Raw genomic sequence first — 22,703 nt, forward strand, 5'->3', positions numbered from 1 at the left:
CCCCCGATCATCGCGACGGGGGTCCTACCCAAAGATCGGCTAGCGCACCACGAGCGCCCGGCGGCCGCGCGGCACCAGTTCGCCGATCACCGGCGCGCCGGGGACCTCGCCCGCCACCAGCAGGCCGCCGGACGTCTGCGCGTCGGCCAGCAGCAGCCGCTCCTCCTCGCCGATCCGGCGGAAGTCGGTGTGCGGCGACACCCACGACAGGTTCCGGCGGGTGCCGCCGGGGACGAACCCGTCGCGGACGGCGGCGCGGGCGCCGTCCAGGTACGGGACGGCGGCGGCGTCGACGACGGCGGTGACGCCGCTCGCCCGCGCCAGCTTGAACAGGTGGCCGAGCAGCCCGAACCCGGTGACGTCGGTGGCGCAGCGGGCGCCGCCGTCCAGGGCGGCCCGCGCGGCGTCGTCGTTGAGCGCGGTCATCGTCTCGACGGCCTGCGGGAACGCCTCGCCGGTCGCCTTGTGCCGGGCGTTGAGGACGCCGAGGCCGAGCGGCTTCGTCAGCGTCAGCGGGACCCCGGCGCGGCCGCCGTCCAGGCGCAGCAGCCGGTCCGGGTCGGCGAGGCCGGTGACGGCGAGGCCGTACTTGGGTTCGGGGTCGTCCATGCTGTGGCCGCCGGCGATGGCGCAGCCCGCGACGGCGGCGGCGTCCCGGCCGCCGCGCAGGACCTCGCGGGCGAGGTCGCGGGGCAGCAGGTCGCCCGGCCAGGCCAGCAGGTTCAGCGCCATCAGCGGCTCGCCGCCCATCGCGTAGACGTCGGACAGCGCGTTGGCGGCGGCGATCCGGCCCCAGTCGTAGGGGTCGTCGACGACCGGGGGCAGGAAGTCGGCGGTGGACAGCACGGCGCGCCCGTCCCCGATCCGCGCCGCCGCGGCGTCGTCGCCGTCCTCGCCGCCGGCCAGCAGCGGGGCGCCCCCGCCGGTGAGCCCGGCCACGACGCGTTCCAGCTCGCCCGGGGGGATCTTGCAGGTACAGCCGGCGCCGTGGGCGTACTGGGTGAGGCGTGCGGTGCGGGCCAGGGGGGTCACCGGGAAATTTAATGCACAACTACCGCAAATGATCAACAACCGGACGGTACGGGATCGATCACCCAGCGACCACGTACGGCCGCCACCTGCGAAAGGACTCCCGAACCCCTTGCCCGAACAGTGTTCGGCATGGTGCGATTCGAGTCTGCAAGTCATCACTTACTTCGGCATCGACACCGACACGAGGGGCGACATGGGCATCCAGGAGCAGCGCGCGGAACTCGACCGCGCCCTCAAGGGCCGGACCGTCTGCGGCGAACTCGCCGAGACCGCGGACCGGCACGGCGACCGGCCCGCCTACTCCGACCCGGACGGGGCGGGCTGGCGCACTCTCACCTGGGCGGACACCCGCGCCCGGGCGCTGGAGACGGCGGCCGGGTTCGCCGCGCTCGGGCTCCGGCCGGGCGAGGTCGTCGCGCTGATGATGCCGAACCGGTCCGAGCACGTGCTCGCCGACCTCGGCGCCGTCCACGCCGGCGGCGTCCCCACCACGGTGTACGCGACGCTCGCCCCCGAGCAGATCGCGTTCGTGGCCGGGGACTGCGCCGCGAAGTACGCCGTCCTGGACGGCCGCGACCAGCTCGACCGCTGGCTGCCCGCGCTCGACCGGCTGCCCGACCTCCGCAAGATCATCGTGGTGGACGCCGGCGCCTGCCCGGACGGCGACGACCGCTTCCTGACCTGGGACGCCTTCACCGAGCTCGGGCGCTCGTCGCTCGCCGCCGACCCGGCGGAGACCGACCGGCGCTGGCGGGCGGTCAAGCCCGAGGACACCGTCACCCTGCTCTACACCTCGGGCACCACCGGCAACCCCAAGGGGGTGCTGATCACCCACTCGATGGTGCTGCACGAGGCCGCGATGGTCCGGGGAAGCTCGGTGCTGCCCGAGCACCCCGCGGGCGTGTCCTACCTGCCGTTCGCGCACATCGCCGACCGGGTGCTCAGCTACTACCTGCCGATCCGGCTGGGCTCGCACGTCCACTTCTGCCCGGACCCGATGAAGCTCACGTCCGTCCTCCCGCAGGTCCGGCCGCACTCGTTCTTCGGCGTCCCGCGGATCTGGGAGAAGATCATGGCGGGGATCCAGGCGGTGCTGGCCGCCGAGCAGGATGAGGCCAAGAAGGCCGCCGTCGCCGCCGCCCTCGACGCCGGGCGCGCCTACGTCACCGCCCAGGAGTTCGGCAACACCCTGACCCCGGAGATCACCGCCGCCTACGAGCAGGCCGACAAGGCCGTCCTCACCCCGATGAAGGCGATGCTCGGCCTCGACCGGGTCGGCCAGGCGTCCAGCGCCGCCGCGCCCCTGCCGGAGGAGGTCGCCCGCTTCTTCGCCGGCCTCGGCCTGAAGATCTTCGACGCGTACGGGATGACCGAGACGACCGGCGCGATCACCGCCAACCTCGCCGACTCCTTCAAGCTCGGCACGGTCGGCCGCGCGTTCGGCGGCGTCGAACTGAAGCTCGCCGACGACGGCGAGATCCTCGTGCGCGGCGCGACCTGCACCCCCGGCTACCTCAACCGGCCGGAGGCCACCGCCGACCTCATCGACGGGGACGGCTGGGTGCACACCGGCGACATCGGGCGCCTCGACGAGGACGGCTTCCTCCGCGTCGTCGACCGGAAGAAGGAACTGATCATCACCGCGGGCGGCGAGAACATCGCCCCCTCGATGATCGAGAACCTGCTCAAGGAGCACCCGCTCGTCGGGCAGGCCCTCGCCTACGGCGACCGCCGCCCCTACGTCGTCGCCCTCGTCACCCTGGACGGCGAGGTCGCCCCCGTCTGGGCCGCCGCGCACGGCATCGAGCGGACCGACCTCGCCTCGCTCGCCGAGCACCCGGTCGTGCTGGAGGAGATCGGCCGCGCCGTCGCCGACGCCAACGAGCGGCTCGCCCGCGTGCAGCAGGTGAAGAAGTGGCGGCTGCTGCCCGCCGAGTGGACCGCCGAGAGCGAGGAGCTCACCCCGACCCTGAAGCTGAAGCGCCGCGTCGTCCACGGCAAGTACGGGTCGGCCATCGACGAGCTGTACGCGTCCTGACCGGCGCCCGCCGCGGCGGGCCCCTATGATCGGTGGCGGAGGCGTGTGAGCGCCTGGTGGCCTCCCCGACCTTCAAAGTCGACGGTCCCGAGGATCTCGGGACGGCGGGTTCGATTCCCGTACGCCTCCGCTTCCGCACCCCGCGCCGCGCCCCGCCGCGGCCCCGCACCGCGCGCCGGCGCACGCCCCGCGCGGGACCGGCGCCCGCCCCGGCCGTACCGTGAAGGCATGAGAGGGCGCCGGATCGCGTACGCGGCCATGATGGGGACGTGCCTCACGCTGTTCGTCCTGGCGTGGGCCGTCGTCCGGCACTTCTCCGTCCCCGCCGCGATCGGGATGGCGGTCACCGCGATGATCATTCCGCCGTTCGCCGCGGTCGTCGCGAACTGGAACGTCGACCGCGAGGACGACGTCCACGGCCGGCCCGACCGGCGCGACGACGCACACGGCGACGCACACGGCGATCCGCGCGACGGCGGGCACGGCGACCGGCGCGGCGGGGCGGCGTGACCGAGCGGCTCACCGACGTCGCCTGGCTGCTGGACCTGGCCGGCGTGTTCGTCTTCGCGGTGTCGGGCGCCCTCACGGCCGTCCGGCAGAAGCTCGACGTCGTCGGCCTGGTGGTGCTCGCCGAGATCACCGGGCTCGGCGGCGGGATCGTCCGCGACCTGATGATCGGCGCGGTGCCGCCCGCCGCGTTCACCAGCCTCGGCTACGTGCTGGTGCCGCTGGCCGCGGCCGCGCTGGTGTTCTTCTGGCATCCGCAGGTGCGGCGGCTCATGCCCGGCATCATGCTGTTCGACGCCGCCGGCCTCGGGCTGTTCTGCACCACCGGCACCGTCAAGGCCCTCGCCTTCGGGCTCTCGCCGCTGCACGCCGTGCTGCTCGGGACGATCACGGCCGTCGGCGGCGGCGCCCTGCGCGACCTGCTGAGCGGGCAGATCCCCGCCGTGCTGTACGACCGGCAGCTGTACGCGCTGCCCGCCATGCTCGGCGCGGCGGCGGTGGCCGCGACGGACGCGGCGGGCCTGCACGGCGACGGCGTCACCGCGGGCGCCGCCGTCCTCGCGTTCGGGCTGCGGGTGCTGGCGATGCGCCACGGCTGGCGGGCGCCGCGGCCCCGCGGCGTCTCCGACTCCGACTCCGACTCCGACTGACCGTCGCCGAGCCGCTCCCCCGCCACGGAACCGCCGATCCGGGGTACCGTCGGGTCATGGGGCGGATCACCGTGCGCAGGCCGGTACTGAGGCTGAGCACCGGCGGGGCGCGCGGCCGCAGGCCCGACACGCTCGCCGTGGAGGAGCCGCTGGAGATCCGCGTCGCGGGCCGGCCGCTCACCGTCACCATGCGCACCCCCGGGCACGACTTCGACCTGGTCGCCGGGTTCCTCGCGGCCGAGGGGATCATCTCCGGCGCGGCCGACCTGGCGACCATGCGGTACTGCGCCGACACCGAGGAGCAGAACGTCCTGGACGTGGCGCTGGCGCCGGGCGTCCCCGAGCCGGACGCGTCGATGACGCGGGCGTTCACCACCACCAGCGCGTGCGGGGTCTGCGGGAAGGCGAGCATCGAGGCGCTGCGCGCCGACCGGCCGCACGACGTCGCCGCGGACCCGGTGCGGCTCACCGCCGCGACGCTCGCCGCCCTGCCGGAACGGCTGCGCGCGGCGCAGCGGGTGTTCGACCGGACGGGCGGGCTGCACGCCGCCGGGCTGTTCGACGCCGAGGGCGGGCTGCTGGCCGTCCGGGAGGACGTCGGGCGGCACAACGCCGTCGACAAGGTGATCGGCTGGGCGCTGCGGCGCAAGGAGCTGCCGCTCGCCGGGCGGGTGCTGATGGTCAGCGGGCGCGCGTCGTTCGAGCTGACGCAGAAGGCGATGACCGCCGGGATCCCGGTGCTGGCCGCGGTGTCGGCGCCGTCCTCGCTCGCGGCCGACCTCGCCGAGGACGCCGGGATGACGCTCGTCGGGTTCCTGCGGGGCGAGACGATGAACGTCTACACCGGCGCCGAACGCGTCACCGTCTGACCACGCGCCGGAACGGTCGTCCGTAACGGGCCCCGGCCACCTGGCCGGTTGTCACCCGCCGCGCAAAACCCAGGGGTAACTTGTTGGCCCGCTCCCAAGAAAGCTCGCGCGGATCCGAGTTGACTCGACGTCTCGCGCCGCGACGCGCGCGCCCCGCGACGAAGAGGAGAGGGAATGACGAGGCCCCTGACGGACGGAGCGGCGTCCGGGATCGACGAGCGCCATCCTCCGATCAAGCCTCGGCGCGTCACGTTCGACTGGTCGGAGACCCCGCTGCACTGGGTGCCGGACGATCCCGTCGCCACCCACATCATCAACTCCTTCCACATCGTCCTGCCGGAAGGCGAGAAGTGGTTCATCCAGTGCGTCAAGGACGCGCGGCCGTACATCAAGGATGAGCGGCTGCTCGAGGAGATCAAGGGGTTCATCGGGCAGGAGATGGTGCACGCCCGCTCCCACCAGGGCGTCCTCGACCAGATCCTGGAGCGGAACGGCATCGACGTCTCCAAGATCACCGACGCGGCGGCGAAGGGGAACGCCGAGCGGCCGGCGCAGATGGCCGCGCTGAAGGAGAAGAACCCGCGGGCGTGGCGCCGGCGGCTGCGGTTCGAGCTCGCCGCGGTCGCGGCGATCGAGCACTACACCGCCGTGCTCGGCCAGTGGATCATGGACAACGAGCGGTTCGAGAAGTCCGGCGTCGATCCGACGATGCTGGACCTGCTGCGCTGGCACGGCGCCGAGGAGGTCGAGCACCGGTCGGTGGTGTTCGACGTCTACCGGGCCGTGGGCGGCCGCTACCCGATGCGGGTCGCGGCCTGGGTGGTGTCGCTCTTCTTCCTGTACTGGGCGCTGATCGGCGGCTCCCTGTACCTGCTCAAGCAGGACCCGACGATCACGCGGAGGACCACGCCGCTGCGCGTGTACCGGGCCTACCGGCGCTCGGTGCGGCGCGGGCACGTACCGGGGATCTTCCGGCTGCTGCTCGGCGAGGCCCCCGTCTACCTGCGGCCGGGCCACCACCCGTCCAAGGTCTGCTCCACGCCGCAGGCGCTGGAGTACCTGATGCACTCCCCCGCCGCCCGGGCCGCCGGCTACGACCCCTACTGACGGTCCCCTCCCGGCGAACCCCTCCCGGCGAACCCCTCCCGGCGAACCCCTCCCGGCGAACCCCTGCCGGGGAACCCCTGCCGGTGAACCCCTGCCGGTGAACCCCTGCTAGCGAACGCGTACCGGCGGGCGCGCGTGGCGAGCGTCACGCGCGCCCCTCTTGACCGGGGGTCCGCCGCGGGCGCTTAATTAACATCGTGTCCAATAATGTGGCGCTCGCCCGCGTCGACGACCCCGCGGAACTCGAGCGGTTCCGTGCCGTCCAGCGGCTCTCCTACGCCTGCGCCGAGGCGGTGGCCGGCACCCTCGAACCCGGGACGACCGAGCGCGAGGCGTGCCGCCGCATGCGCCGGTGGCTCCGCGAGCGCGGCGTGGACGACTGGCTGCACACGCCGTTCGCCTGGTTCGGCGACCGGTCCGCCTTCACCGGGTTCCGCGTCCCCACGCAGTTCCTGCCGAGCGGCGCCCGGCTCGAGGAGGGCATGCCGTACGTTCTCGACATGGCCCCGGTCAAGGACGGCTACTGCGCCGACATCGGGTACGGCGGGGTCCTCGGGGAGAACCGCGTCTGGGAGCGGGTCGACGCCGACCTCGCCGAGTACCGGACGCTGATCCTGCGGCTCGTCCGCGAGCGGCGGACGTTCGCCGACGTCTACGCCGAGGTCGACGCGCTCATCGAGCGGCAGGGCCACCGCAACCGGCACCGCGCGTATCCCGGCCGGGTCATCGGCCACCAGGTCGGCATGATCGGCGGCTTTCTGCCCAAGCGCGTCGGGTTCCCGTTCGGCGTCCGCTTCCTGCAGACGATGGGCCGCGAGCTTGTCACCGAGCGGGTCCGCGGCCGGTCGCCGCTCTGGAACGGGGGCGCGGCGTCCCGGCACGCCCCGACGCCGGGCCTGTGGGCCGTCGAACCGCACATCGCGTTCCGCGGCGTCGGCGTGAAGTTCGAGGAGATCCTCGTCGTCACCGGGGACGACGCCTACTGGCTCGACGACGATCTCCCCCATGTGCGCCGGTGGGCGCGACGAGAGGCGGCATAGATGGAGGCTGTGAAGCGGCGGCGGGTGCGCGGGGACGGGGTCGACCTCGCCGTCCACGAGCAGGGCGACCGGGCGAACCCGACGGTGCTGCTCGTGCACGGCTACCCCGACACGCACGCCGTGTGGGACGAGGTGGCCGAGCGGCTCGCCGCGCGGTTCCACGTCGTCCGGTACGACGTGCGCGGCGCGGGCGCGTCGTCCCGGCCGTTCGGCGCGAAGCACTACGCCTTCGAGCACCTGATGGCCGACATGCGGGCGGTGCTGGACGCCGCCGCGCCCGGCCGGGCCGTCCACCTCGTCGGGCACGACTGGGGGTCGATCCAGGGCTGGGAGGCGGTCTGCACGATGCCGGACCGCTTCGCGTCCTTCACCTCGATCTCCGGGCCCTGCCTGGACCACGTCGCCCACTGGACGCGCCGGTCGCTCGGCCGCCCGACGCCGCGCGGGCTGCGGCGCGCGGCGGCGCAGGGCGTGCGGTCCTGGTACATCTACTTCTTCCAGACCCCGCTGCTTCCCGAGGCGCTGTGGCGGGCCGGATTCTCCCGGGCGTTCACCCGCGCCCTGGAGGCCGGCGAGGGGGTTCCCGCCCGCGCCGGGCACCCGGCCCGGACGCTGCCGCGCGACGGCGCCGCCGGGGTCGGGCTGTACCGGGCGAACATGGCGGCGCGGCTGCGCCGGCCGCTGGACCGCCGCACCGGCGTGCCGACCCAGGTGATCGTCCCGACCCGCGACCTGTTCGTGTCGCCGCACCTGGTGGGCGGGCTGGCCGAGCGGGTCCCGAACCTGTCGCTGCGGACCGTCCGGGCCGGGCACTGGGTACCGCGCAGCCACCCGGACGCGGTCGCCCGCTGGATCGCCGAGCACGCCGCGGGCACGACGGGCGGGCCGCTGACCGCCGCCGGGTCGCGGTCGCTGCGGCGGGCCCGGGTCGCCCGAGACCGCCGCCCCTTCGAGGGCTCGCTGGTCGTCGTGACGGGGGCGGGCGGCGGGATCGGGCGCGCCACCGCGCTGGCGTTCGCCGGGCGCGGCGCCGAGATCGTCGCCGCCGACCTGGACCTCGCGGCGGCGCGGCGCACCGCCGAGCTGGCCGGACGGGCCGGTCCGGCGGGGCACGCGGTGCGGGTGGACGTGGGCGACGCGCAGGCGATGGAGGACTTCGCGAAGGCCGTCCTGCACGACCACGGCGTCCCCGACGTCGTGGTCAACAACGCCGGGATCGGGATGGCCGGGGCGTTCCTCGACCACACCGCCGACGACTGGCGGCGGATCCTGGACGTGAACCTGTGGGGCGTCCTCCACGGGTCCCGGCTGTTCGCCGCGCAGATGATCGAGCGGGGGCAGGGCGGCCACCTGGTCAACGTCGCGTCGGCCGCCGCGTTCGCCCCGTCCCGCACCCTGCCCGCGTACGCGACGAGCAAGGCGGCGGTGCTGATGCTGTCGGAGTGCCTGCGCGCGGAGCTGAAGGGCGCGGGCATCGGGGTCAGCGCGATCTGCCCCGGCATCGTCGACTCCGGGATCACCGGGCGGGCCCGGTTCGTCGGCCGCGACGAGGCCGGCGAGGCGGACGGGCGCGACCGGGCGACGCGCGCCTACGCGCTGCGCGGCTTCGCGCCCGAGGGCGTCGCGGAGCGGATCGTCGCCGCCGTCCGGGAGGACCGCGCCGTCGTCCCCGTCACGGCCGAGGCGCACGCCGCCCGGCTGCTGGCACGCGTGTCGCCCGGCGCGCTGCGCCTCCTCGCCCGCCTCGACCTGAGGTGACGCGCGGTCCCGCGGGAGCCCGCCCCTAGGGTGGGTGGCGGGAGGCGATGAAGATGCCGGACGCGGTCGTCGTCGGGGCGGGGCAGAACGGACTCGTCGCGGCGAACGTGCTGGCCGACGCGGGCTGGGACGTGCTGGTGCTCGAGGCGCAGCCCGAGCCCGGCGGGGCGGTGCGCAGCGACCGGGGCGTCCATCCCGGCTACGTCAGCGACCTGTGCAGCGCGTTCTACCCGCTCGGCGTCGCGTCCCCGGCGATGCGCGCGCTCGGGCTGGAGCGGCACGGGCTGCGCTGGCGGCACGCCCCCGCGGTGCTGGCCCACCCCCTGCCGGACGGCCGCTGCGCCGTCCTCGAACGGGATCCGGACGCCACCGCCGCCGGGCTGGACGCGCTCGGCGCCGGCGACGGGGAGGCGTGGCTGCGGCTGTACGGGCTGTGGGAGCGGATGGGCGAGGAGCTGCTGCACGCCCTGTTCACCCCCTTCCCGCCGGTCCGCCCGCTTCCGGCGCTGGCCGCGGCCGCCCGCCGCGCGGGCGCCGGGGACGGGGGCGTCCTCGGCGTCCTGCGGACGCTGCTGTCGCCCGTGCGGACGCTCGGCGAGCGGGAGTTCGCGGGGCCGGGCGGGCCGCTGCTGCTGGCCGGGTCGACGCTGCACACCGACCTGTCGCCCGAGTCGACGGGCGGGACGGCGTTCGGCTGGCTGCTGGCGATGGCGGGGCAGCGGTACGGCTGGCCGGTCCCGGAGGGCGGGGCCGGGCGGCTGACGGCCGCGCTGGTGCGGCGGCTGGAGGCGGCGGGCGGGCGGGTGCGCTGCGGCGCGCCGGTGCGCTCGGTGATCGTCCGGGACGGGCGGGCGCTCGGCGTCCGCACCGCCGACGGGGAGCCGGTCCGGGCGGCGAAGGCGGTGCTGGCGGACGTCTCGGCGCCCGCGCTGTACGGCGGCCTCGTCGGCTGGGAGCACCTCCCGGCGCGGCTGCGCGAACAGATGCGGCGCTTCGACTGGGATCCCGCGACGTTCAAGGTCGACTGGGCGCTGACGGCGCCGATCCCGTGGACGTCGCCGGGCGCGGCGCGCGCGGGGACCGTCCACCTGGCGTCCGGCATGGACGCGCTGACCCGCTACGGCGCCGACCTCGCCACCGGGCGGGTGCCCGCCGAGCCGTTCGCGCTGCTCGGCCAGATGACGACCGCCGACCCCGGCCGCTCCCCCGCCGGGACGGAGTCGGTGTGGGCGTACACGCACGTGCCGCACCGGGTGCGGGGCGACGCGGGCCCCGACGGCATCACCGGCGCCTGGGACGCGCGGGAGCGCGCCGCGTTCGCCGACCGGCTGGAGGGGATCGTCGAGCGGCTCGCGCCCGGCTTCCGGGACCGGATCGCCGCCCGCCGGATCGTCGCCCCGCCGGACTTCGCCGACCGCAACGCCAGCCTGCCGGGCGGGGCGCTGAACGGCGGGACGTCGCTGCCGCACCAGCAGCTCGTGTTCCGTCCCGTGCCGGGCCTCGGCCGCGCGGAGACGCCGGTCGCGGGCCTGTTCCTGGCGTCGGCGTCGGCGCACCCGGGCGGCGGCGTGCACGGCGGGTGCGGGACGAACGCGGCCCGCGCGGCGCTCGCGCACGCGTCCCCCGCCGGACGGCTCGTCCTGACGCCCGCGCTGGAGGCGCTGCGCCGCGCCCTCACCGGCTGACGCGGGCCGCCGCCCCGCGCGTCAGGTCGCGGTCTCCTCGGCGGACAGCGGTTTCGCGATGTCCTCCAGCGACCGCCGCGCCGCCTCCACGCCGATGAACGCCTCCACCAGCCCCGCCGCGATCATCAGCGCGGCGCCCAGGAAGTACCCGTTGGCGACCGCGCTCAGCCTCTCCGTCTCCACCAGCCGGCCGAACAGGGCGGGGCCGATCACGCCGCCGAGCCCGGTGCCGACCGCGTAGAACGCGGCGATGGCCATCGCGCGGGTCTCCATCGGGAAGATCTCGCTGACCGTCAGGTACGCCGACGACGCGCCCGCCGAGGCGAAGAAGAACACGACGCACCAGCACGCCGTCAGCGTCCACCCGTTCAGCACGTCCGCGCGGAACAGGAACCCCGTGCCGATCAGCAGGACGCCCGACACGATGTACGACAGGGACACCATCGTGCGGCGGCCGACCGTGTCGAACAGCCGCCCGAGCAGGAACGCGCCCAGGAAGTTCCCGAGGCCGATCGGGATCAGGTAATAGCCGATGTCGACGTCCGGGACGTCGAAGAACGTGGACAGCACCAGCGCGTAGGTGAAGTACACGGCGTTGTAGAGGAACGCCTGCCCGATGAACAGCGCCAGGCCGAGGACCGTCCGGCGCGGGTACCGGCGGACGGCCGTCTCGGCGATCTCCCGGAAGCTCACCACGCGGCGCTGCCGGACGCGGATGCTGGTCTCCGGACGCGCCAGCTCCGTGCCGGTCTCGTCGACGATGCGCCGCTCGATCCCGCCGACGACGTCCTCGGCCCGGTCCTCGCGGCCGTGGATGAACAGCCAGCGCGGGCTCTCCGGGACGTTGCGCCGGACGAACAGGACGCCGAGGCCGAGCACCGCGCCGAGCGCGAACAGCGCCCGCCAGCCGAGCTCCTCGGAGAACAGCGAGCCGTTCAGGATGGGGATGGACAGGGCCGCGGCGAACGCCGTGCCGATCCAGAACGACCCGTTGATGAGGATGTCCACGCGGCCCCGGACGCGCGCCGGGATCAGCTCGTCGATGGCGGAGTTGATCGCCGCGTACTCGCCGCCGATGCCCGCCCCCGTGAAGAACCGGCAGAGGTAGAACCACCACGGGCTGAACGAGAACGCGGTCGCGACCGTCGCCACCAGGTAGACGACCAGCGTCAGGATGAACAGCTTCTTGCGCCCGAACCGGTCGGTGAGGTGCCCGAAGAACAGCGCGCCCGTGCACGCCCCGATCACGTAGATCGAGGCGGCCAGCCCGACCTGCCCCTCGGTGAGGCCGAGGCCCCCGGACTCGCTGGTCAGCAGCGCCCCGACGACGCCGACCACCGTGACCTCCAGCCCGTCCAGGATCCAGACGGCACCGAGCCCGATCAGGACGGTCCAGTGCCACCGGGACCACGGGAGCCGGTCGAGCCTTGCCGGTATCTCGGTCTCGATGACCCTGCCGTCCGTCGTCATGGTCTTCTTGCTTCCCGGACGGCGGTTTTTATGCGGAGGCGCCCTCGGGCCCGGTCCCGCCCCCGCGCCGCGGGGTTCCCTTGCGCGCCGGTTCATGCGACCTTGGCGAGACCGGAACCCCCTTGTCACCGGAGCGTGAGGCAATGCGGATTCGCGACATCCTGCGGAGGAAGGGCGACGCGGTGGTCACCGTGCCGCCCGGGAGCACCGTCCGGGAACTGCTGGCCGTCCTGGCCGAACACAACGTCGGGGCGGTGGTCGTGTCCGCCGACGGCGCGACCATCGCCGGCATCGCGTCCGAACGGGACGTCGTCCGGCGGATGCACGAGCACGGCGCGGCCCTGCTGGACCGCCCCGTGTCCGAGATCATGACCGCCGAGGTCCGCAGCTGCGCCCCCGGCGACCTGGTGCAGGACCTGCGGTTGACCATGACCGAGCACCGGTTCCGGCACATGCCCGTGGTGGAGGACGGGCGGCTCGCCGGGATCGTCAGCATCGGCGACGTCGTCAAGAGCGCCATCGACGCGCTGGAGAGCGAACGCGAGCACCTCGTCGACTACATCCACAACGTCCAGTGACCCGCTACACGTAGGCGGGCAGCAGCCGGGCGGCGGGCGCGCCCTCCGCCCGCCGGTACGCGGCGGCGAGCCGGTCGACGGCGGTGCGCAGCACGTCGGGCGGCAGCACGTAGGGCAGGCGGACGTAGTCCTCCAGGACGCCGTCGGCCGCGAACACCGGCCCCGGCACGACCCGGACGCCGAACCGGCCCGCCGTCTCGGCGAGCTGCGTCGCCACCGGCGCGCCCAGCCGCGCCCACAGCGACATGCCGCCCTCCGGCAGCCGGAACTCCCAGTCGGGCAGCCGCTCCCGCAGCGCCGCGGCGAGCGCGTCCCGGCTCTCCCGCAGGTGCGCGGCCCGCTCCGCCCGGACGTCCTCGACCCGCTCCAGCAGCTCCCGGACGATCAGCTGGTCCAGCACCGGGCTGGCCATGTCGAGCGGCTCGCGCGCCACGACCATGCGGCGCACGAGCGGCGCGGTCGCCCGGATCCAGCCGATCCGCAGCCCGCCCCACATCAGTTTGGACGCCGACCCGATCGTGATCACCCGGCCGCCGGAGTCGTACATCGCCAGCGGCGGCAGCCGCGGCGCGTCCGGGTCGTGCGCGAGGTCGGCGAAGATCTCGTCGGCGACGACGTACGCGTCGGCGGCCCGCGCGCCGGCCGTGAACGCGGCGCGGTCGGCGTCCGGCATCAGCAGGCCGGTCGGGTTGTGGAAGTCCGGGATCGTGTGCACCAGCCGGACGGCCGCCTGCCGCATCGTGGCCGCGGCCAGCTCGGCGTCCCAGCCCCCGTTCATCCCGACCGGGACCAGCCGCGCGCCGGCGGCCCGCAGCGCCGTCAGCGCGTGCGGGTAGGTGGGCCGCTCGACCATCACCGGGTCCCCGGCGTTCACCAGCATCCGGACGAGGAGCGTGAACGCCTGCTGCGCGCCGCTCGTGACGACGATCTCGTCCGGGCGGGTGGGGACGCCGCGGGCGGTGTAGCGGTCGGCGATCGCCCCGCGCAGGCAGGCGAGCCCGGCCGGCTCGTACCCGGGGCCGCGGCTGTACCGGGGCAGCTCGGCGACGGCCGCCGCCACGGCCTCGTCCAGGACGGCGGGGGCGGCGGGCGCCGCGCAGCCCAGGTCGATGAAGCCCTCGCCGTCCGGTCCCCCGTCGGCGAACGCGATGTCGAAGCCGGCGGTGCCGAACCCGCCGGGCGCCGCCCCGGCGACGCCGGGGGCCGGTGCGGCGGGCGCCGGGCGGCCCCGGCCCGCGCCGGGCCCGCCCTCGCCCGCCATCCGCACCGGCGGCAGCGCCGTCCAGCTCCCCGCGCCCTGCCGGCTCTCGATGTAGCCCTCCTCGCGGAGCCGGTCGTAGGCGGCCGTCACGGTGGTGCGGCTGACGCCCAGGGCGCCGGCCAGGTCGCGTTCCGCGGGCAGCCGCGTCCGCAGCGCCAGCCGCCCGTCCAGCACGAGACCGCGCACGCCGCGCGCCACCGCCGCGTAGACCGGGCGCTCGCGCGGCACGTCGCCCAGCAGCCGGGCCAGCTGGTGCCCGCTCACATATCTGGTGCTCATACAGACCACTTTCGCACATTGGCTCTGTAGCCTCCAGGCCAATCGGGACAAGAGTGGCCTTGTCACACCGGAGCGAAGGAGCGGGAACGACCAATGGCCTTGATGGCACGCCGATTGGTGCAACTCTACGTCGGCCTGGCCCTGTACGGCCTCGGATTGGCCTTGCAGCTGTCCTCGAACCTGGGGAACGACCCGTGGGACGTGCTCCACGAGGGCCTGGCCCTGCGGTTCGGCCTGACGATCGGCACCTGGATCCTGATCGCGGGCGCGCTGGTGATGCTGGCGTGGATCCCGCTGCGGCAGCGCCCCGGCATCGGCACGATCAGCAACGTGCTCCTCGTCGGCGCCTTCACGGACGCGTTCCTGTGGCTGCTGCCCGCCCCGGACTCGCTCGGGGCCCGCGCGGCGTACCTGGTGACGGCCGTGCTGGTCGGCGGCTTCGCCACCGGCTGCTACATCGGCGCCGGGCTCGGGCCCGGCCCCCGCGACGGCCTGATGACGGGGATCGCCGCGCGCGGGCGCTCGCTGCGCGCCGTCCGGACCGGGATCGAGCTGACCGTCCTCGCGGTCGGCTGGCTGCTGGGCGGGACGGTCGGCGTCGGCACCGTCCTGTACGCGCTCGCCATCGGCCCGCTCACGCACGTGTTCCTGCCCATGCTCACGATCAAGGACCCGGCCCGCGACCCCGCCCCGGACGTCCCCGTCGACGTCCCGGCGCCGGTCGGGGCCCACGGGCCCGCCGCACCCCCCGAACCCGTCGGCGCCCCCGAACCGACCTGACGAGAACCCCGCGGTCCGCAGACCGTTCGTGGCGGGGCGTCCGCCCCGGGCGCGGTCAGTGCTCGGCGGCGAGCGTCGCCAGGACGGCCGCGAACTCCTCCGGCAGGACGAGCACGCCGTTCTCGTAACGCGTGTGCAGGTACGTCAGCTCGCCCGCGCGCCACCAGTAGAGCTGCGGGCTGAGCGACCCCGGGCCCTCGTGGTAGGCGCGGTACGCCTGCGCCCGCAGCTCCTCGGCGGCGGCCACGGCGGCGCGGTAGCGGGCGCGCGGGGAGCCCTCGGTCATGCGCAGCGGGTGCGCGACGATCAGGCTGCGGTTCGGGGCGATGACGAGCGCGCCGTAGGGCCCGATCGGCAGGTACTCCTCCAGCCACGCCAGGTGCGTGACGGCGTAGAACGTCCAGCCGCGCAGCACCGACACCCGGACGCCGCGCAGGTCCTGCTCGACGACCTGCAGCGGCCCGTCCGCCCGCACGTTGGCTCGTCCGATCATGAACAGCGCGTCCCCGGAGACGGGCCAGCCCCGCATCTCCGTGGTGGTGACCGTCCGCATCGTGGTCGGGGTGTCGACGACGACGGCCTCGATCAGGCCGGGCGCGAAGGGGCGGGCGGCGAGGGTGCCGTTGTCGTTTTCGGCCGGGTAGATGCGGGTCCGCAGCAGGTGCTGGGCGAGGTCGAAGTCGCTGAGGTCGAGCGGCTCCTCGGTCGCGGTGACGACGGTGGTGACGTGGTCGGAGACCAGCGCGGGCCAGTCGTCGCGCGGCACCCGCCGGGCGACCTGCCGGACGTCCCGCATGTTGACGTGCAGGCGCTGCGGGCCCTCCAGCAGCATGATGTCGCCGGGCGCGGGGCGGCACGCGTAGCCGAGGCTCTCGGCCACCAGGACCAGCAGCGATTCGAGGGTGCCGTCGTCCCACGCGTCTCCGCCCGCGTGCCGCCCGCTCATCGGGCGCCCCCCGCCGCCAGCGTGCGCCGGTCGGCGTCGAGGACGGCCGGGGCGCCGAGCTCGAGCGTGCCCTGGCGCGCTCCATGTCCGGCGGGGACGCCCGCCAGGACGGGCACGCCGAGCCCGCCGAGCCGGGCGGCGAACACGGCGTCGAGCTCGTCCGGGTCGCCGCAGCGGTCCCAGGAGCCGAGGGCGATCCCGGCGGCGCCGTCGAACCATCCCGCCTGCAGCAGTTGCACGAGCATCCTGTCGATCCGGTAGGGGGCCTCGGTGACGTCCTCGAGGAACGCGATGCGGCCCGCGGCGGGCGGCGGCGCGTACGGGGTGCCCAGCAGGGCCGTCAGGAGGGAGAGGGTGCCGCCGGTGAGGGGGCCTTCCGCGCGTCCGGGGCGCAGCGCGCGGGCACCGGGCAGTGCGGTTCCGCCGCCGAACAGCGCGCCGCGGAGCGCGTCGATCGACCAGGCGCGGTCGCCGTCCGTCCCGGACGCCGCCGTGTCGGGGCCCGCGAGGAGCCCGGCGGCCATCGGGCCGAAGGACGTGGTGATGCCGAGGCGGGCGCCGAACGCCGCGTGCAGGGCGGTGACGTCGCTCGATCCGTGCAGGATCTTCGGTGCGCCCGCGGCGGCGACGTCGGCCTCGGTGGCGGCGGCGAGGGCGGTCCAGTCGAGCAGGTCGAGGACGCGGGTGGCGCCGTAGCCGCCGCGCGCGCAGATCACCGCGCGCACGTCCGGGTCGCACCAGGCGTCCGCCAGGTCGGCGGCCCGTTCGGCGTCGCCGCCGGCGAGCCCGCGCCGGGCGTCGCGGGCGGGCGCGGAGCCGTCGAGGTTGACTCGGTCGAGGGCGTGCTTCCCGACCGCCACGTCAAGACCGAGATCGCGCAGCGCCGCTTCGCCGGCCGCGAGGCGGGCCGGCTCGACGGGACCGCTCGGAGCGACCACGACAACCCGGTCACCGGGGAGCAAACGCCTGTAAGTACGGACATTCCGCGTGTCCGCGCGCCGTGCGGACGGTTCCCCGGAGGGCGCGTCGGACGGCTCCTGTGCCGCCTCCGCGCGGGCGCCCCCGCTCATCAACCCGATCCCTCCTCAGCACCCGACCGTTAGAGCTTGTCAGGATCCGGACGTCGACGGAAGAGGCCGCCGGTCACGACCCGCCAACGGATGCGCCGCCGGATCCCGCCGGGACGTCGCGGCCGCCGCCCGGCGCGCGCCCGGCCACGGCGACCGCCCGGTCACTGTAGCGGTCGTCCGAGGGCCTCCGGGCGGACGCCCCCGGGCCTCCGGGGCGGCGCACGGCGGTCAGCGGACGGTGCCGAGCACCAGCCCCGCCAGTTTCGGCAGGGCCTCCCCGACCGGCAGCCGCAGGACCGCGTCGGCCAGACCATCGTACGGCGTTTCCGACGCGTTAATGATCACCAGCCGGGCGCCGTGCTCCACCGCCTCCAGGCAGAGGCCCGCCGCGGGCTGCACCGTCAGCGACGTCCCGACGGCCAGGAACAGGTCGCACTCGCGCGCGGCGGTGATCGCCGCGTCCAGGACGTCCTGCTCGAGCGCCTGCCCGAAGGAGATCGTCGCCGACTTCTGGACGCCGCCGCATTCGGCGCACGGCGGGTCCTCCTCGCCGGCGTCGACCCGCGCGAGGATCTCGGGCATCGGGGTGCGCAGCCCGCAGGACAGGCAGACCGCGTCGCGCATCGTCCCGTGGATCTCGATGACCGTGCCGGGCCCCGATCCGGCCCGCTGGTGCAGCCCGTCGATGTTCTGCGTGACGAGGGCCCGCAGCCGTCCGGCCCGTTCCAGCTCGACCAGCGCCGCGTGGGCGGCGTTCGGTTCGGCGTCCCAGGCGGGGTGGTCGCGGCGGGACCGCCACGCGCGGCGCCGCACGTCCGGGTCGGCGAGGTAGGAGCCGATCGTGGACATCGCCTCGGCCGTCGGGTCCTTGGTCCAGACGCCCTGCGGCCCGCGGAAGTCGGGGATCCCGCTGTCGGTCGAGATGCCCGCGCCGGTCAGGACCGTGATGGCGCCGACCGTCGGCAGGAGGTCGGCGAGCGTCTGCCTTTCGTCCATTCCTCCAGGCTAGAACGCGATCCTGCTAAATCGCTGTTTAACGGATGTGTATCGGACGCGCCCTACGGAGGGTCACGGACCGTCCACCCCGCAAAAGGTGACAAACTTGGCTCCGTATGAGGTCGACGCCGCACATCTTGGTGATCAACGGCACCAAGGTCCGCCGCCCCGTGTTCGTCCTGGGCGCTCCGCACTCGGGCACGGACCTGCTGGCGCGTGCGATCAAGAGGTCACCGGAGTTCCACCTGACGACCGGCCGTCCCGAGGTGCTGCGCGTCACCTACGCGTTCGCGCGGCGGCCCGCGATCGCCGGCGAGCGCGAGCGCGGCGCCGCCCGGGTGCTGCGCGACGCCTACGCGCAGGCGTGGCAGGTGTCGGCGCGGGCGTGCGGCGAGTGCCCGGCCGACTGCCGCGACCTCGGCGGGCTGCCGCCCGCCGGCGACGGCCCCGGGGACGCGACGTGCGTCGACGCGCGCGGCATCGCCCGGTTCGCCGACGCCTCCCCCGACCTGATCTACAGCGCCGACGTGCTGCTCGACGCGTTCCCCGACGCGCAGCTCGTCCAGGTGATCCGGGACGGCCGGGACGCCGTCGCCGACATGCTCGAGGACGAGCGCTGCCTCGCCTGGTTCCAGCCGGGCCTCGCCAACCTCGACACCGTCTTCCCGAACGCGTTCTTCGGCGTCGAGGACCACACCGAGCGCAGCCGCTGGCCGCGCGCGGCGACCGCCGTCAAGTGCGCGCTGCGCTGGCGCGGCGCGGTGCGGCTGAGCGCGAAGCTGCGCCGGCAGGTCCCCGAGGAGCAGCTGTTCACCGTCCGGTACGAGGACCTGGCCGCCCGGCCGCGCAAGCTCGCCGCCGACCTGTCCCGCTACCTCGACGCCGAGATCTCCCGCACGGCGCTGGGCGGGCTCGTCCGCGCCGCGGCGGGCGGCCGGACCGGCGACGCGCACGGGGTCGGGTCGTGGCGCGAGCGGCTGACGTCCCGGCAGGCCGCCCAGGTCGAGAAGATCGCGGGCATCGAGCTGGGCCGGCTCGGCTACCGGCTCGCCTCCGGCGCCTGATCCTCCGCGGCGCCGGGCCGCCACTCGGCGGCCGCCGGCGGCCCGTCGAGCGCGTCCCGCCCGATCACGCCGTCCGCCTCGCTCCCGCCGCTCCCGCCGTCGCTCTGGCGGGCGAACTGGGTGCGGTACAGCTCGGCGTACAGGCCGCCCCGCAGCAGGAGCTCCTCGTGCCGCCCGCGCTCGGCGACGCGGCCGCCGTCGATGACCAGGATCTGGTCGGCCTCCCGGACGGTCGACAGCCGGTGCGCGATCACCAGCGAGGTGCGCCCCGCGAGGGCGGACGCCAGGGCCCGCTGCACCGCCGCCTCCGACTCGGAGTCCAGGTGCGCGGTCGCCTCGTCCAGCACGACCACCGACGGCGCCTTGAGCAGCAGCCGCGCCAGCGCCAGCCGCTGCTTCTCCCCGCCCGACAGCCGGTAGCCGCGGTCGCCGACGACGGTGTCCAGCCCCTCGGGCATCTGGTCGACCAGGCCGCCGATGTGCGCCGCCTCGAGCGCCTCCCGGATCTCCTCGTCGGCGGCGTCCGGACGGGCGTAGCGCATGTTCTCGCGGATCGAGTCGTGGAACAGGTGGGCGTCCTGGCTGACCACGCCGATCTCCGCGCGCAGCGACTCCAGCGTCACGTCGCGGACGTCCGCCCCGCCGATCCGCACGGCGCCGTCCGACACGTCGTAGAGGCGGGACACCAGGTGCGTGATCGTCGACTTGCCCGCGCCGGACGGGCCGACGAGCGCCACGAGCTGGCCGGGGCGCACGGTGAAGTGGACGTCGTGCAGCACCTCGCGGCCGGGGGCGGAGTCGGCGCGGGCGATCGACTCCAGCGACGCCAGGGACACCTCGTCCGCCGAGGGGTACGCGAACCGCACGTGGTCGAACTCGATCGCGGGCGCGGCGGGCGCCGCGGTCGCGGCCCGCGGGGCGTCCGCGCCGTCCGGGCCGTGCGCGCCGGCCGCCGCCCGCCGGGCCTCGGCGAGCCCCCGCGCGTCCTTCCGGTCGCGGATGAGCGGTTCGAGGTCCAGCACCTCGAAGACCCGGTCGAAGCTCACCAGCGCGGTCATGACGTCCACGTGGACGTTCGACAGCGCGGTCAGCGGCCCGTACATCCGGGTCAGCAGGGTGGCGAGCGCGACGAGCGTGCCGAGCTCCAGCGCGTCGCCCACGACCAGCGACCCGCCGACGCCGTAGACCATGGCGGTGGCGAGCGCGGCGACGAGCGTCAGCGCGGTGAAGAACACCCGGCCGTACATGGCGGCGACCACGCCGATGTCGCGGACCCGCGCGGCCCGGCCGGAGAAGTTCTCCTCCTCCTCGGACGGGCGCCCGTACAGCTTCGCCAGCATCGCGCCCGCGACGTTGAACCGCTCGGTCATGAGCGAGCTCATCTCCGCGTCCAGCTTCATCTGCTCGCGGCTGACCCGCTGCAGCCGCTTGCCGACCCACTTGGCCGGCAGGACGAACACCGGGAGCAGCAGCAGCGCGATCAGCGTGACCTGCCACGACAGGATGAGCATCGTGACGAGCACCAGCACCAGGCTGATCACGTTCGACACGACCGACGACAGCGTGGTGGTCAGCGCCCGCTGCGCGCCGATGACGTCGTTGTTCAGCCGGCTGACCAGCGAGCCGGTCTGCGCCCGCATGAAGAACGCGACGGGCTGGCGCTGGACGTGCGCGAACACCTGCGAGCGCAGGTCGTAGATGAGTCCCTCGCCGACCCGCGCCGAGTACCAGCGCTGCGCCAGCCCGAGGACCGCCTCCACCAGCGCGAGCGCGGCGACGCCGACGGCCAGCCACACCACCACGGACTGCCGGCCGGGCACGATGCCCCGGTCGATGATCGCCTTCAGCAGCAGCGGGTTGGCGACCACGATGAGCGAGGCGAACGTGTTGAGGGCGAGGAACAGCGACAGCTCGCGGACGTACGGGCGCGCGTAGCCGACGATCCGCTTCACGGTGCCGGGCTTGAGCTTCTGCTGGGTGACCGAGCTGTCCCGGCGGAACGAGGCCATCACCTGCCAGCCGTTGCCCGGCGTTCCCGGCATGCCCACACGCGCCTCCGAGGGTCGCGGCGCGCCCGCGGAACGCGGGCGCGCACTCGTCATCGGGTCATCAAGTAAGCATCACAACGCGACGACCCCCGCGGCCCTTCCGGTTTGAGCTGTGGGCGAAAACGCGCGTCCCCGCCGCGTCTCTGCCGCGTCTGTGGCGGTCTCCGCCGCGTTCGAGGCGGCGTCCCCGCCGTCCTAGCCCTGCGCGCCGAACATCTCCCGGAGCCGGCCGATCTGCTCGCGCCGCTCGGCGGCGCACTGCTCCTCGAGCGTGTTCTCGGCCGCCTCCCACAGCAGCCGCTTCGTCGCGACCGCCGCGCCCGGGTTCACCGCGAGCAGGGACGCGACGAGGTCGGCGACCGCCGCGTCCAGGCCGTCCGCCGGGACGACGATCTCGGCGAGGCCCAGCCGGGCGGCCTCGTCCGCGCCGACGGTGCGGGCGGTCAGGCACAGCTCCAGCGCGCGGCCGATCCCGACGATCTCCACGAGCGGCTTGGTGCCGGTCAGGTCGGGGACGAGCCCGAGCGCGGGCTCCTTCATGCAGAACCGGGCGTCGTCGGCGACGACCCGCATGTCGCAGGCCAGGGCGAGCTGGAAGCCGCCGCCGATCGCGTGCCCGTGGACGGCGGCGACGGTGACGATGTCGGGGCGCCGCAGCCAGGTGTAGCCCTCCTGCAGCTCCGCGATGAACCGGTCGGTCGCCGCGGCGTCGGAGCCGTCGGTGAAGCCCTCGCCGCCGCCGGAGAACATCGACAGGTCGATGCCGGCGGAGAAGCACGGGCCCGCGCCGCGCAGGACGACGACGCGCACGTCCGCGGGGAGCGAGCGGCCGATCGCGGCGAGCCCGCGCCAGGTCGCGAAGGTCATCGCGTTGCGCCGCTCGGGGCGGTCGAGCGTGACGGTGGCGACGGCCCCGTCGATCTCCAGCGCCAGCCCGGCCTCGGCCAGCTCGGCCGCGCCCGGGGCGGCGGGCGCCGCGCTCTCCTCGGCGCGCGCGTGCACGTCGGTCATGTGTCCCCCTCCTGGTGGGCGGCCTCCCGAGGGCGCGCCCGAACGGCTCGGCTGCGGCGGTGCACCGCGCACCGGGCCCGCCTCGCCGTCCACGAGGCGGGGCCCATGCCGATCCCGCCGCGACCGAACCCTACTCGGTCGGTCGCGGCGCCTGGTCGGGCGTCCCGTCCAGGGGGGACGATCCCCGCCGCGGCCGGGCCTGACCCGTTGCCTCCGCTCGGCGCCGGTCGCGCCGAAGGCGGCCGCAACGGGTCAGGTGGGGCGCTGCTCCGGGGGTCGGCGTCCGGTCAGGACTTCTTGCCCCGGGTCGCGCCGCCGCGACCGCGAAGGTTGACGCCGGACTCGGTCAGAATCCGGTGGATGAAGCCGTACGAGCGGCCGGTGGCGGCTGCCAGGGCGCGGATGCTCTCGCCGGATTCGTACCTCTTCTTCAGGTCCGTCGCCAGCTTGTCGCGCTCGGCACCGGTCACGCGGGTGCCCTTCTTCAGGGTCTCGGCCACGAGTACCTCCCGTA

At 74.9% G+C, this 22,703-nt stretch carries 20 protein-coding genes and 1 tRNA gene; 12 read left to right on the forward strand and 9 right to left on the reverse strand.

Annotation, left to right across the window (positions count from 1 at the left end; genetic code table 11):
- Positions 1-39: 39 nt before the first annotated feature.
- Positions 40-1,032: a selenide, water dikinase SelD gene (gene selD, locus H505_RS0137125; protein ID WP_026406004.1), complete on the reverse strand. Its 993-nt coding sequence runs from the start codon at positions 1,030-1,032 to the stop codon at positions 40-42.
- Between the two features lie 193 nt (positions 1,033-1,225).
- Here selD and H505_RS0137130 point away from each other — a divergent pair, with 193 nt between their 5' ends.
- The 9 genes from H505_RS0137130 (at position 1,226) to H505_RS0137165 (ending at position 10,686) form a co-directional block, all read left to right on the forward strand.
- Positions 1,226-3,070 (forward strand): AMP-dependent synthetase/ligase, encoded by a 1,845-nt coding sequence (locus H505_RS0137130; protein ID WP_026406005.1) that lies wholly within the window; start codon positions 1,226-1,228, stop codon positions 3,068-3,070.
- Positions 3,071-3,107: 37 nt separating this feature from the next.
- A tRNA-Sec gene (locus tag H505_RS50435) sits at positions 3,108-3,201 on the forward strand.
- Positions 3,164-3,580, forward strand: coding sequence for a DUF3099 domain-containing protein (locus H505_RS46790; RefSeq protein ID WP_281173529.1), 417 nt, complete (start codon positions 3,164-3,166; stop codon positions 3,578-3,580). The genes H505_RS50435 and H505_RS46790 overlap by 38 nt, the downstream gene beginning before the upstream one ends.
- Positions 3,577-4,227 (forward strand): trimeric intracellular cation channel family protein, encoded by a 651-nt coding sequence (locus tag H505_RS0137140; protein ID WP_026406006.1) that lies wholly within the window; start codon positions 3,577-3,579, stop codon positions 4,225-4,227. Before H505_RS46790 ends, H505_RS0137140 begins: the two co-directional genes overlap by 4 nt.
- A 56-nt stretch (positions 4,228-4,283) precedes the next feature.
- Positions 4,284-5,096 (forward strand): formate dehydrogenase accessory sulfurtransferase FdhD, encoded by an 813-nt coding sequence (fdhD, locus tag H505_RS0137145; RefSeq protein WP_026406007.1) that lies wholly within the window; start codon positions 4,284-4,286, stop codon positions 5,094-5,096.
- Between the two features lie 174 nt (positions 5,097-5,270).
- Positions 5,271-6,203, forward strand: coding sequence for a metal-dependent hydrolase (locus tag H505_RS0137150; RefSeq protein WP_026406008.1), 933 nt, complete (start codon positions 5,271-5,273; stop codon positions 6,201-6,203).
- 197 nt (positions 6,204-6,400) lie between these two features.
- Positions 6,401-7,243 carry a M24 family metallopeptidase gene (locus H505_RS0137155; RefSeq protein WP_245592732.1) on the forward strand — a complete coding sequence of 281 codons (843 nt, stop codon included), beginning with the start codon at positions 6,401-6,403 and terminating at the stop codon, positions 7,241-7,243.
- On the forward strand, positions 7,244-9,001 hold the full coding sequence (locus H505_RS0137160) for an SDR family oxidoreductase (protein ID WP_034521791.1): 1,758 nt from the start codon (positions 7,244-7,246) through the stop codon (positions 8,999-9,001).
- A gap of 47 nt (positions 9,002-9,048) precedes the next feature.
- Positions 9,049-10,686 (forward strand): phytoene desaturase family protein, encoded by a 1,638-nt coding sequence (locus tag H505_RS0137165; protein ID WP_211238635.1) that lies wholly within the window; start codon positions 9,049-9,051, stop codon positions 10,684-10,686.
- Between the two features lie 21 nt (positions 10,687-10,707).
- Here H505_RS0137165 and H505_RS0137170 read toward each other — a convergent pair whose 3' ends face one another.
- A complete protein-coding gene (locus H505_RS0137170; protein WP_051301592.1) occupies positions 10,708-12,156 on the reverse strand; it encodes an MFS transporter in 1,449 nt (482 codons plus the stop codon).
- A gap of 143 nt (positions 12,157-12,299) precedes the next feature.
- On the opposite strand from H505_RS0137170, the gene H505_RS0137175 reads away from it, so the two are divergent.
- Positions 12,300-12,734 (forward strand): CBS domain-containing protein, encoded by a 435-nt coding sequence (locus H505_RS0137175; RefSeq protein WP_026406013.1) that lies wholly within the window; start codon positions 12,300-12,302, stop codon positions 12,732-12,734.
- A gap of 4 nt (positions 12,735-12,738) precedes the next feature.
- On the opposite strand, the gene yczR is transcribed toward H505_RS0137175, so the two are convergent.
- Positions 12,739-14,274 (reverse strand): MocR-like transcription factor YczR, encoded by a 1,536-nt coding sequence (gene yczR / locus H505_RS46795; RefSeq protein WP_051301593.1) that lies wholly within the window; start codon positions 14,272-14,274, stop codon positions 12,739-12,741.
- A 117-nt stretch (positions 14,275-14,391) separates the two neighbouring features.
- Here yczR and yczE point away from each other — a divergent pair, with 117 nt between their 5' ends.
- The gene (gene yczE, locus H505_RS46800) at positions 14,392-15,054 is read left to right on the forward strand and encodes a membrane protein YczE (RefSeq protein ID WP_425248286.1); all 663 of its coding nucleotides are present in this window, start codon (positions 14,392-14,394) and stop codon (positions 15,052-15,054) included.
- A gap of 55 nt (positions 15,055-15,109) precedes the next feature.
- Here yczE and H505_RS0137190 read toward each other — a convergent pair whose 3' ends face one another.
- The 3 genes from H505_RS0137190 to H505_RS0137200 form a co-directional block, all read right to left on the reverse strand.
- Positions 15,110-16,000: a hypothetical protein gene (locus H505_RS0137190; protein WP_026406014.1), complete on the reverse strand. Its 891-nt coding sequence runs from the start codon at positions 15,998-16,000 to the stop codon at positions 15,110-15,112.
- Positions 15,997-16,938: a S66 peptidase family protein gene (locus H505_RS0137195; protein ID WP_245592733.1), complete on the reverse strand. Its 942-nt coding sequence runs from the start codon at positions 16,936-16,938 to the stop codon at positions 15,997-15,999. Before H505_RS0137195 ends, H505_RS0137190 begins: the two co-directional genes overlap by 4 nt.
- Positions 16,939-17,298: 360 nt before the next feature.
- Entirely contained in the window at positions 17,299-18,066 is a 768-nt protein-coding gene (locus H505_RS0137200) for an SIR2 family NAD-dependent protein deacylase (protein ID WP_026406016.1), read from the reverse strand.
- Between the two features lie 116 nt (positions 18,067-18,182).
- Between H505_RS0137200 and H505_RS0137205 the strand changes: the two genes are divergently transcribed.
- Complete coding sequence (locus H505_RS0137205; protein ID WP_026406017.1) at positions 18,183-19,130, forward strand: sulfotransferase family protein; 948 nt, start codon at positions 18,183-18,185, stop codon at positions 19,128-19,130.
- Here the strand turns inward: H505_RS0137205 and H505_RS46805 are convergent.
- The 3 genes from H505_RS46805 to H505_RS0137220 form a co-directional block, all read right to left on the reverse strand.
- The gene (locus H505_RS46805) at positions 19,106-21,172 is read right to left on the reverse strand and encodes an ABC transporter ATP-binding protein (protein WP_084551324.1); all 2,067 of its coding nucleotides are present in this window, start codon (positions 21,170-21,172) and stop codon (positions 19,106-19,108) included. The genes H505_RS0137205 and H505_RS46805 overlap by 25 nt on opposite strands.
- Before the next feature lie 201 nt (positions 21,173-21,373).
- Positions 21,374-22,189: an enoyl-CoA hydratase/isomerase family protein gene (locus H505_RS0137215; RefSeq protein WP_051301594.1), complete on the reverse strand. Its 816-nt coding sequence runs from the start codon at positions 22,187-22,189 to the stop codon at positions 21,374-21,376.
- A gap of 287 nt (positions 22,190-22,476) precedes the next feature.
- Positions 22,477-22,689: a helix-turn-helix domain-containing protein gene (locus H505_RS0137220; protein WP_026406019.1), complete on the reverse strand. Its 213-nt coding sequence runs from the start codon at positions 22,687-22,689 to the stop codon at positions 22,477-22,479.
- Positions 22,690-22,703 lie beyond the last annotated feature (14 nt).

The sequence above is a fragment of the Actinomadura rifamycini DSM 43936 genome, from assembly GCF_000425065.1.
Lineage (GTDB): Bacteria > Actinomycetota > Actinomycetes > Streptosporangiales > Streptosporangiaceae > Spirillospora > Spirillospora rifamycini.

What these genes read in the sequence shown, in the direction of transcription:
- H505_RS0137130 (WP_026406005.1), top strand. Translation starts at nt 1,226, where the DNA reads ATGGGCATCCAGGAGCAGCGCGCGGAACTCGACCGCGCCCTCAAGGGC.
- fdhD (WP_026406007.1), top strand. Translation starts at nt 4,284, where the DNA reads ATGGGGCGGATCACCGTGCGCAGGCCGGTACTGAGGCTGAGCACCGGC.
- H505_RS0137150 (WP_026406008.1), top strand. Translation starts at nt 5,271, where the DNA reads ATGACGAGGCCCCTGACGGACGGAGCGGCGTCCGGGATCGACGAGCGC.
- H505_RS0137160 (WP_034521791.1), top strand. Translation starts at nt 7,244, where the DNA reads ATGGAGGCTGTGAAGCGGCGGCGGGTGCGCGGGGACGGGGTCGACCTC.
- H505_RS0137165 (WP_211238635.1), top strand. Translation starts at nt 9,049, where the DNA reads ATGAAGATGCCGGACGCGGTCGTCGTCGGGGCGGGGCAGAACGGACTC.
- H505_RS0137170 (WP_051301592.1), bottom strand. Translation starts at nt 12,156, where the DNA reads ATGACGACGGACGGCAGGGTCATCGAGACCGAGATACCGGCAAGGCTC.
- H505_RS0137175 (WP_026406013.1), top strand. Translation starts at nt 12,300, where the DNA reads ATGCGGATTCGCGACATCCTGCGGAGGAAGGGCGACGCGGTGGTCACC.
- yczR (WP_051301593.1), bottom strand. Translation starts at nt 14,274, where the DNA reads ATGAGCACCAGATATGTGAGCGGGCACCAGCTGGCCCGGCTGCTGGGC.
- H505_RS0137190 (WP_026406014.1), bottom strand. Translation starts at nt 16,000, where the DNA reads ATGAGCGGGCGGCACGCGGGCGGAGACGCGTGGGACGACGGCACCCTC.
- H505_RS0137200 (WP_026406016.1), bottom strand. Translation starts at nt 18,066, where the DNA reads ATGGACGAAAGGCAGACGCTCGCCGACCTCCTGCCGACGGTCGGCGCC.
- H505_RS0137205 (WP_026406017.1), top strand. Translation starts at nt 18,183, where the DNA reads ATGAGGTCGACGCCGCACATCTTGGTGATCAACGGCACCAAGGTCCGC.
- H505_RS46805 (WP_084551324.1), bottom strand. Translation starts at nt 21,172, where the DNA reads ATGCCGGGAACGCCGGGCAACGGCTGGCAGGTGATGGCCTCGTTCCGC.
- H505_RS0137215 (WP_051301594.1), bottom strand. Translation starts at nt 22,189, where the DNA reads ATGACCGACGTGCACGCGCGCGCCGAGGAGAGCGCGGCGCCCGCCGCC.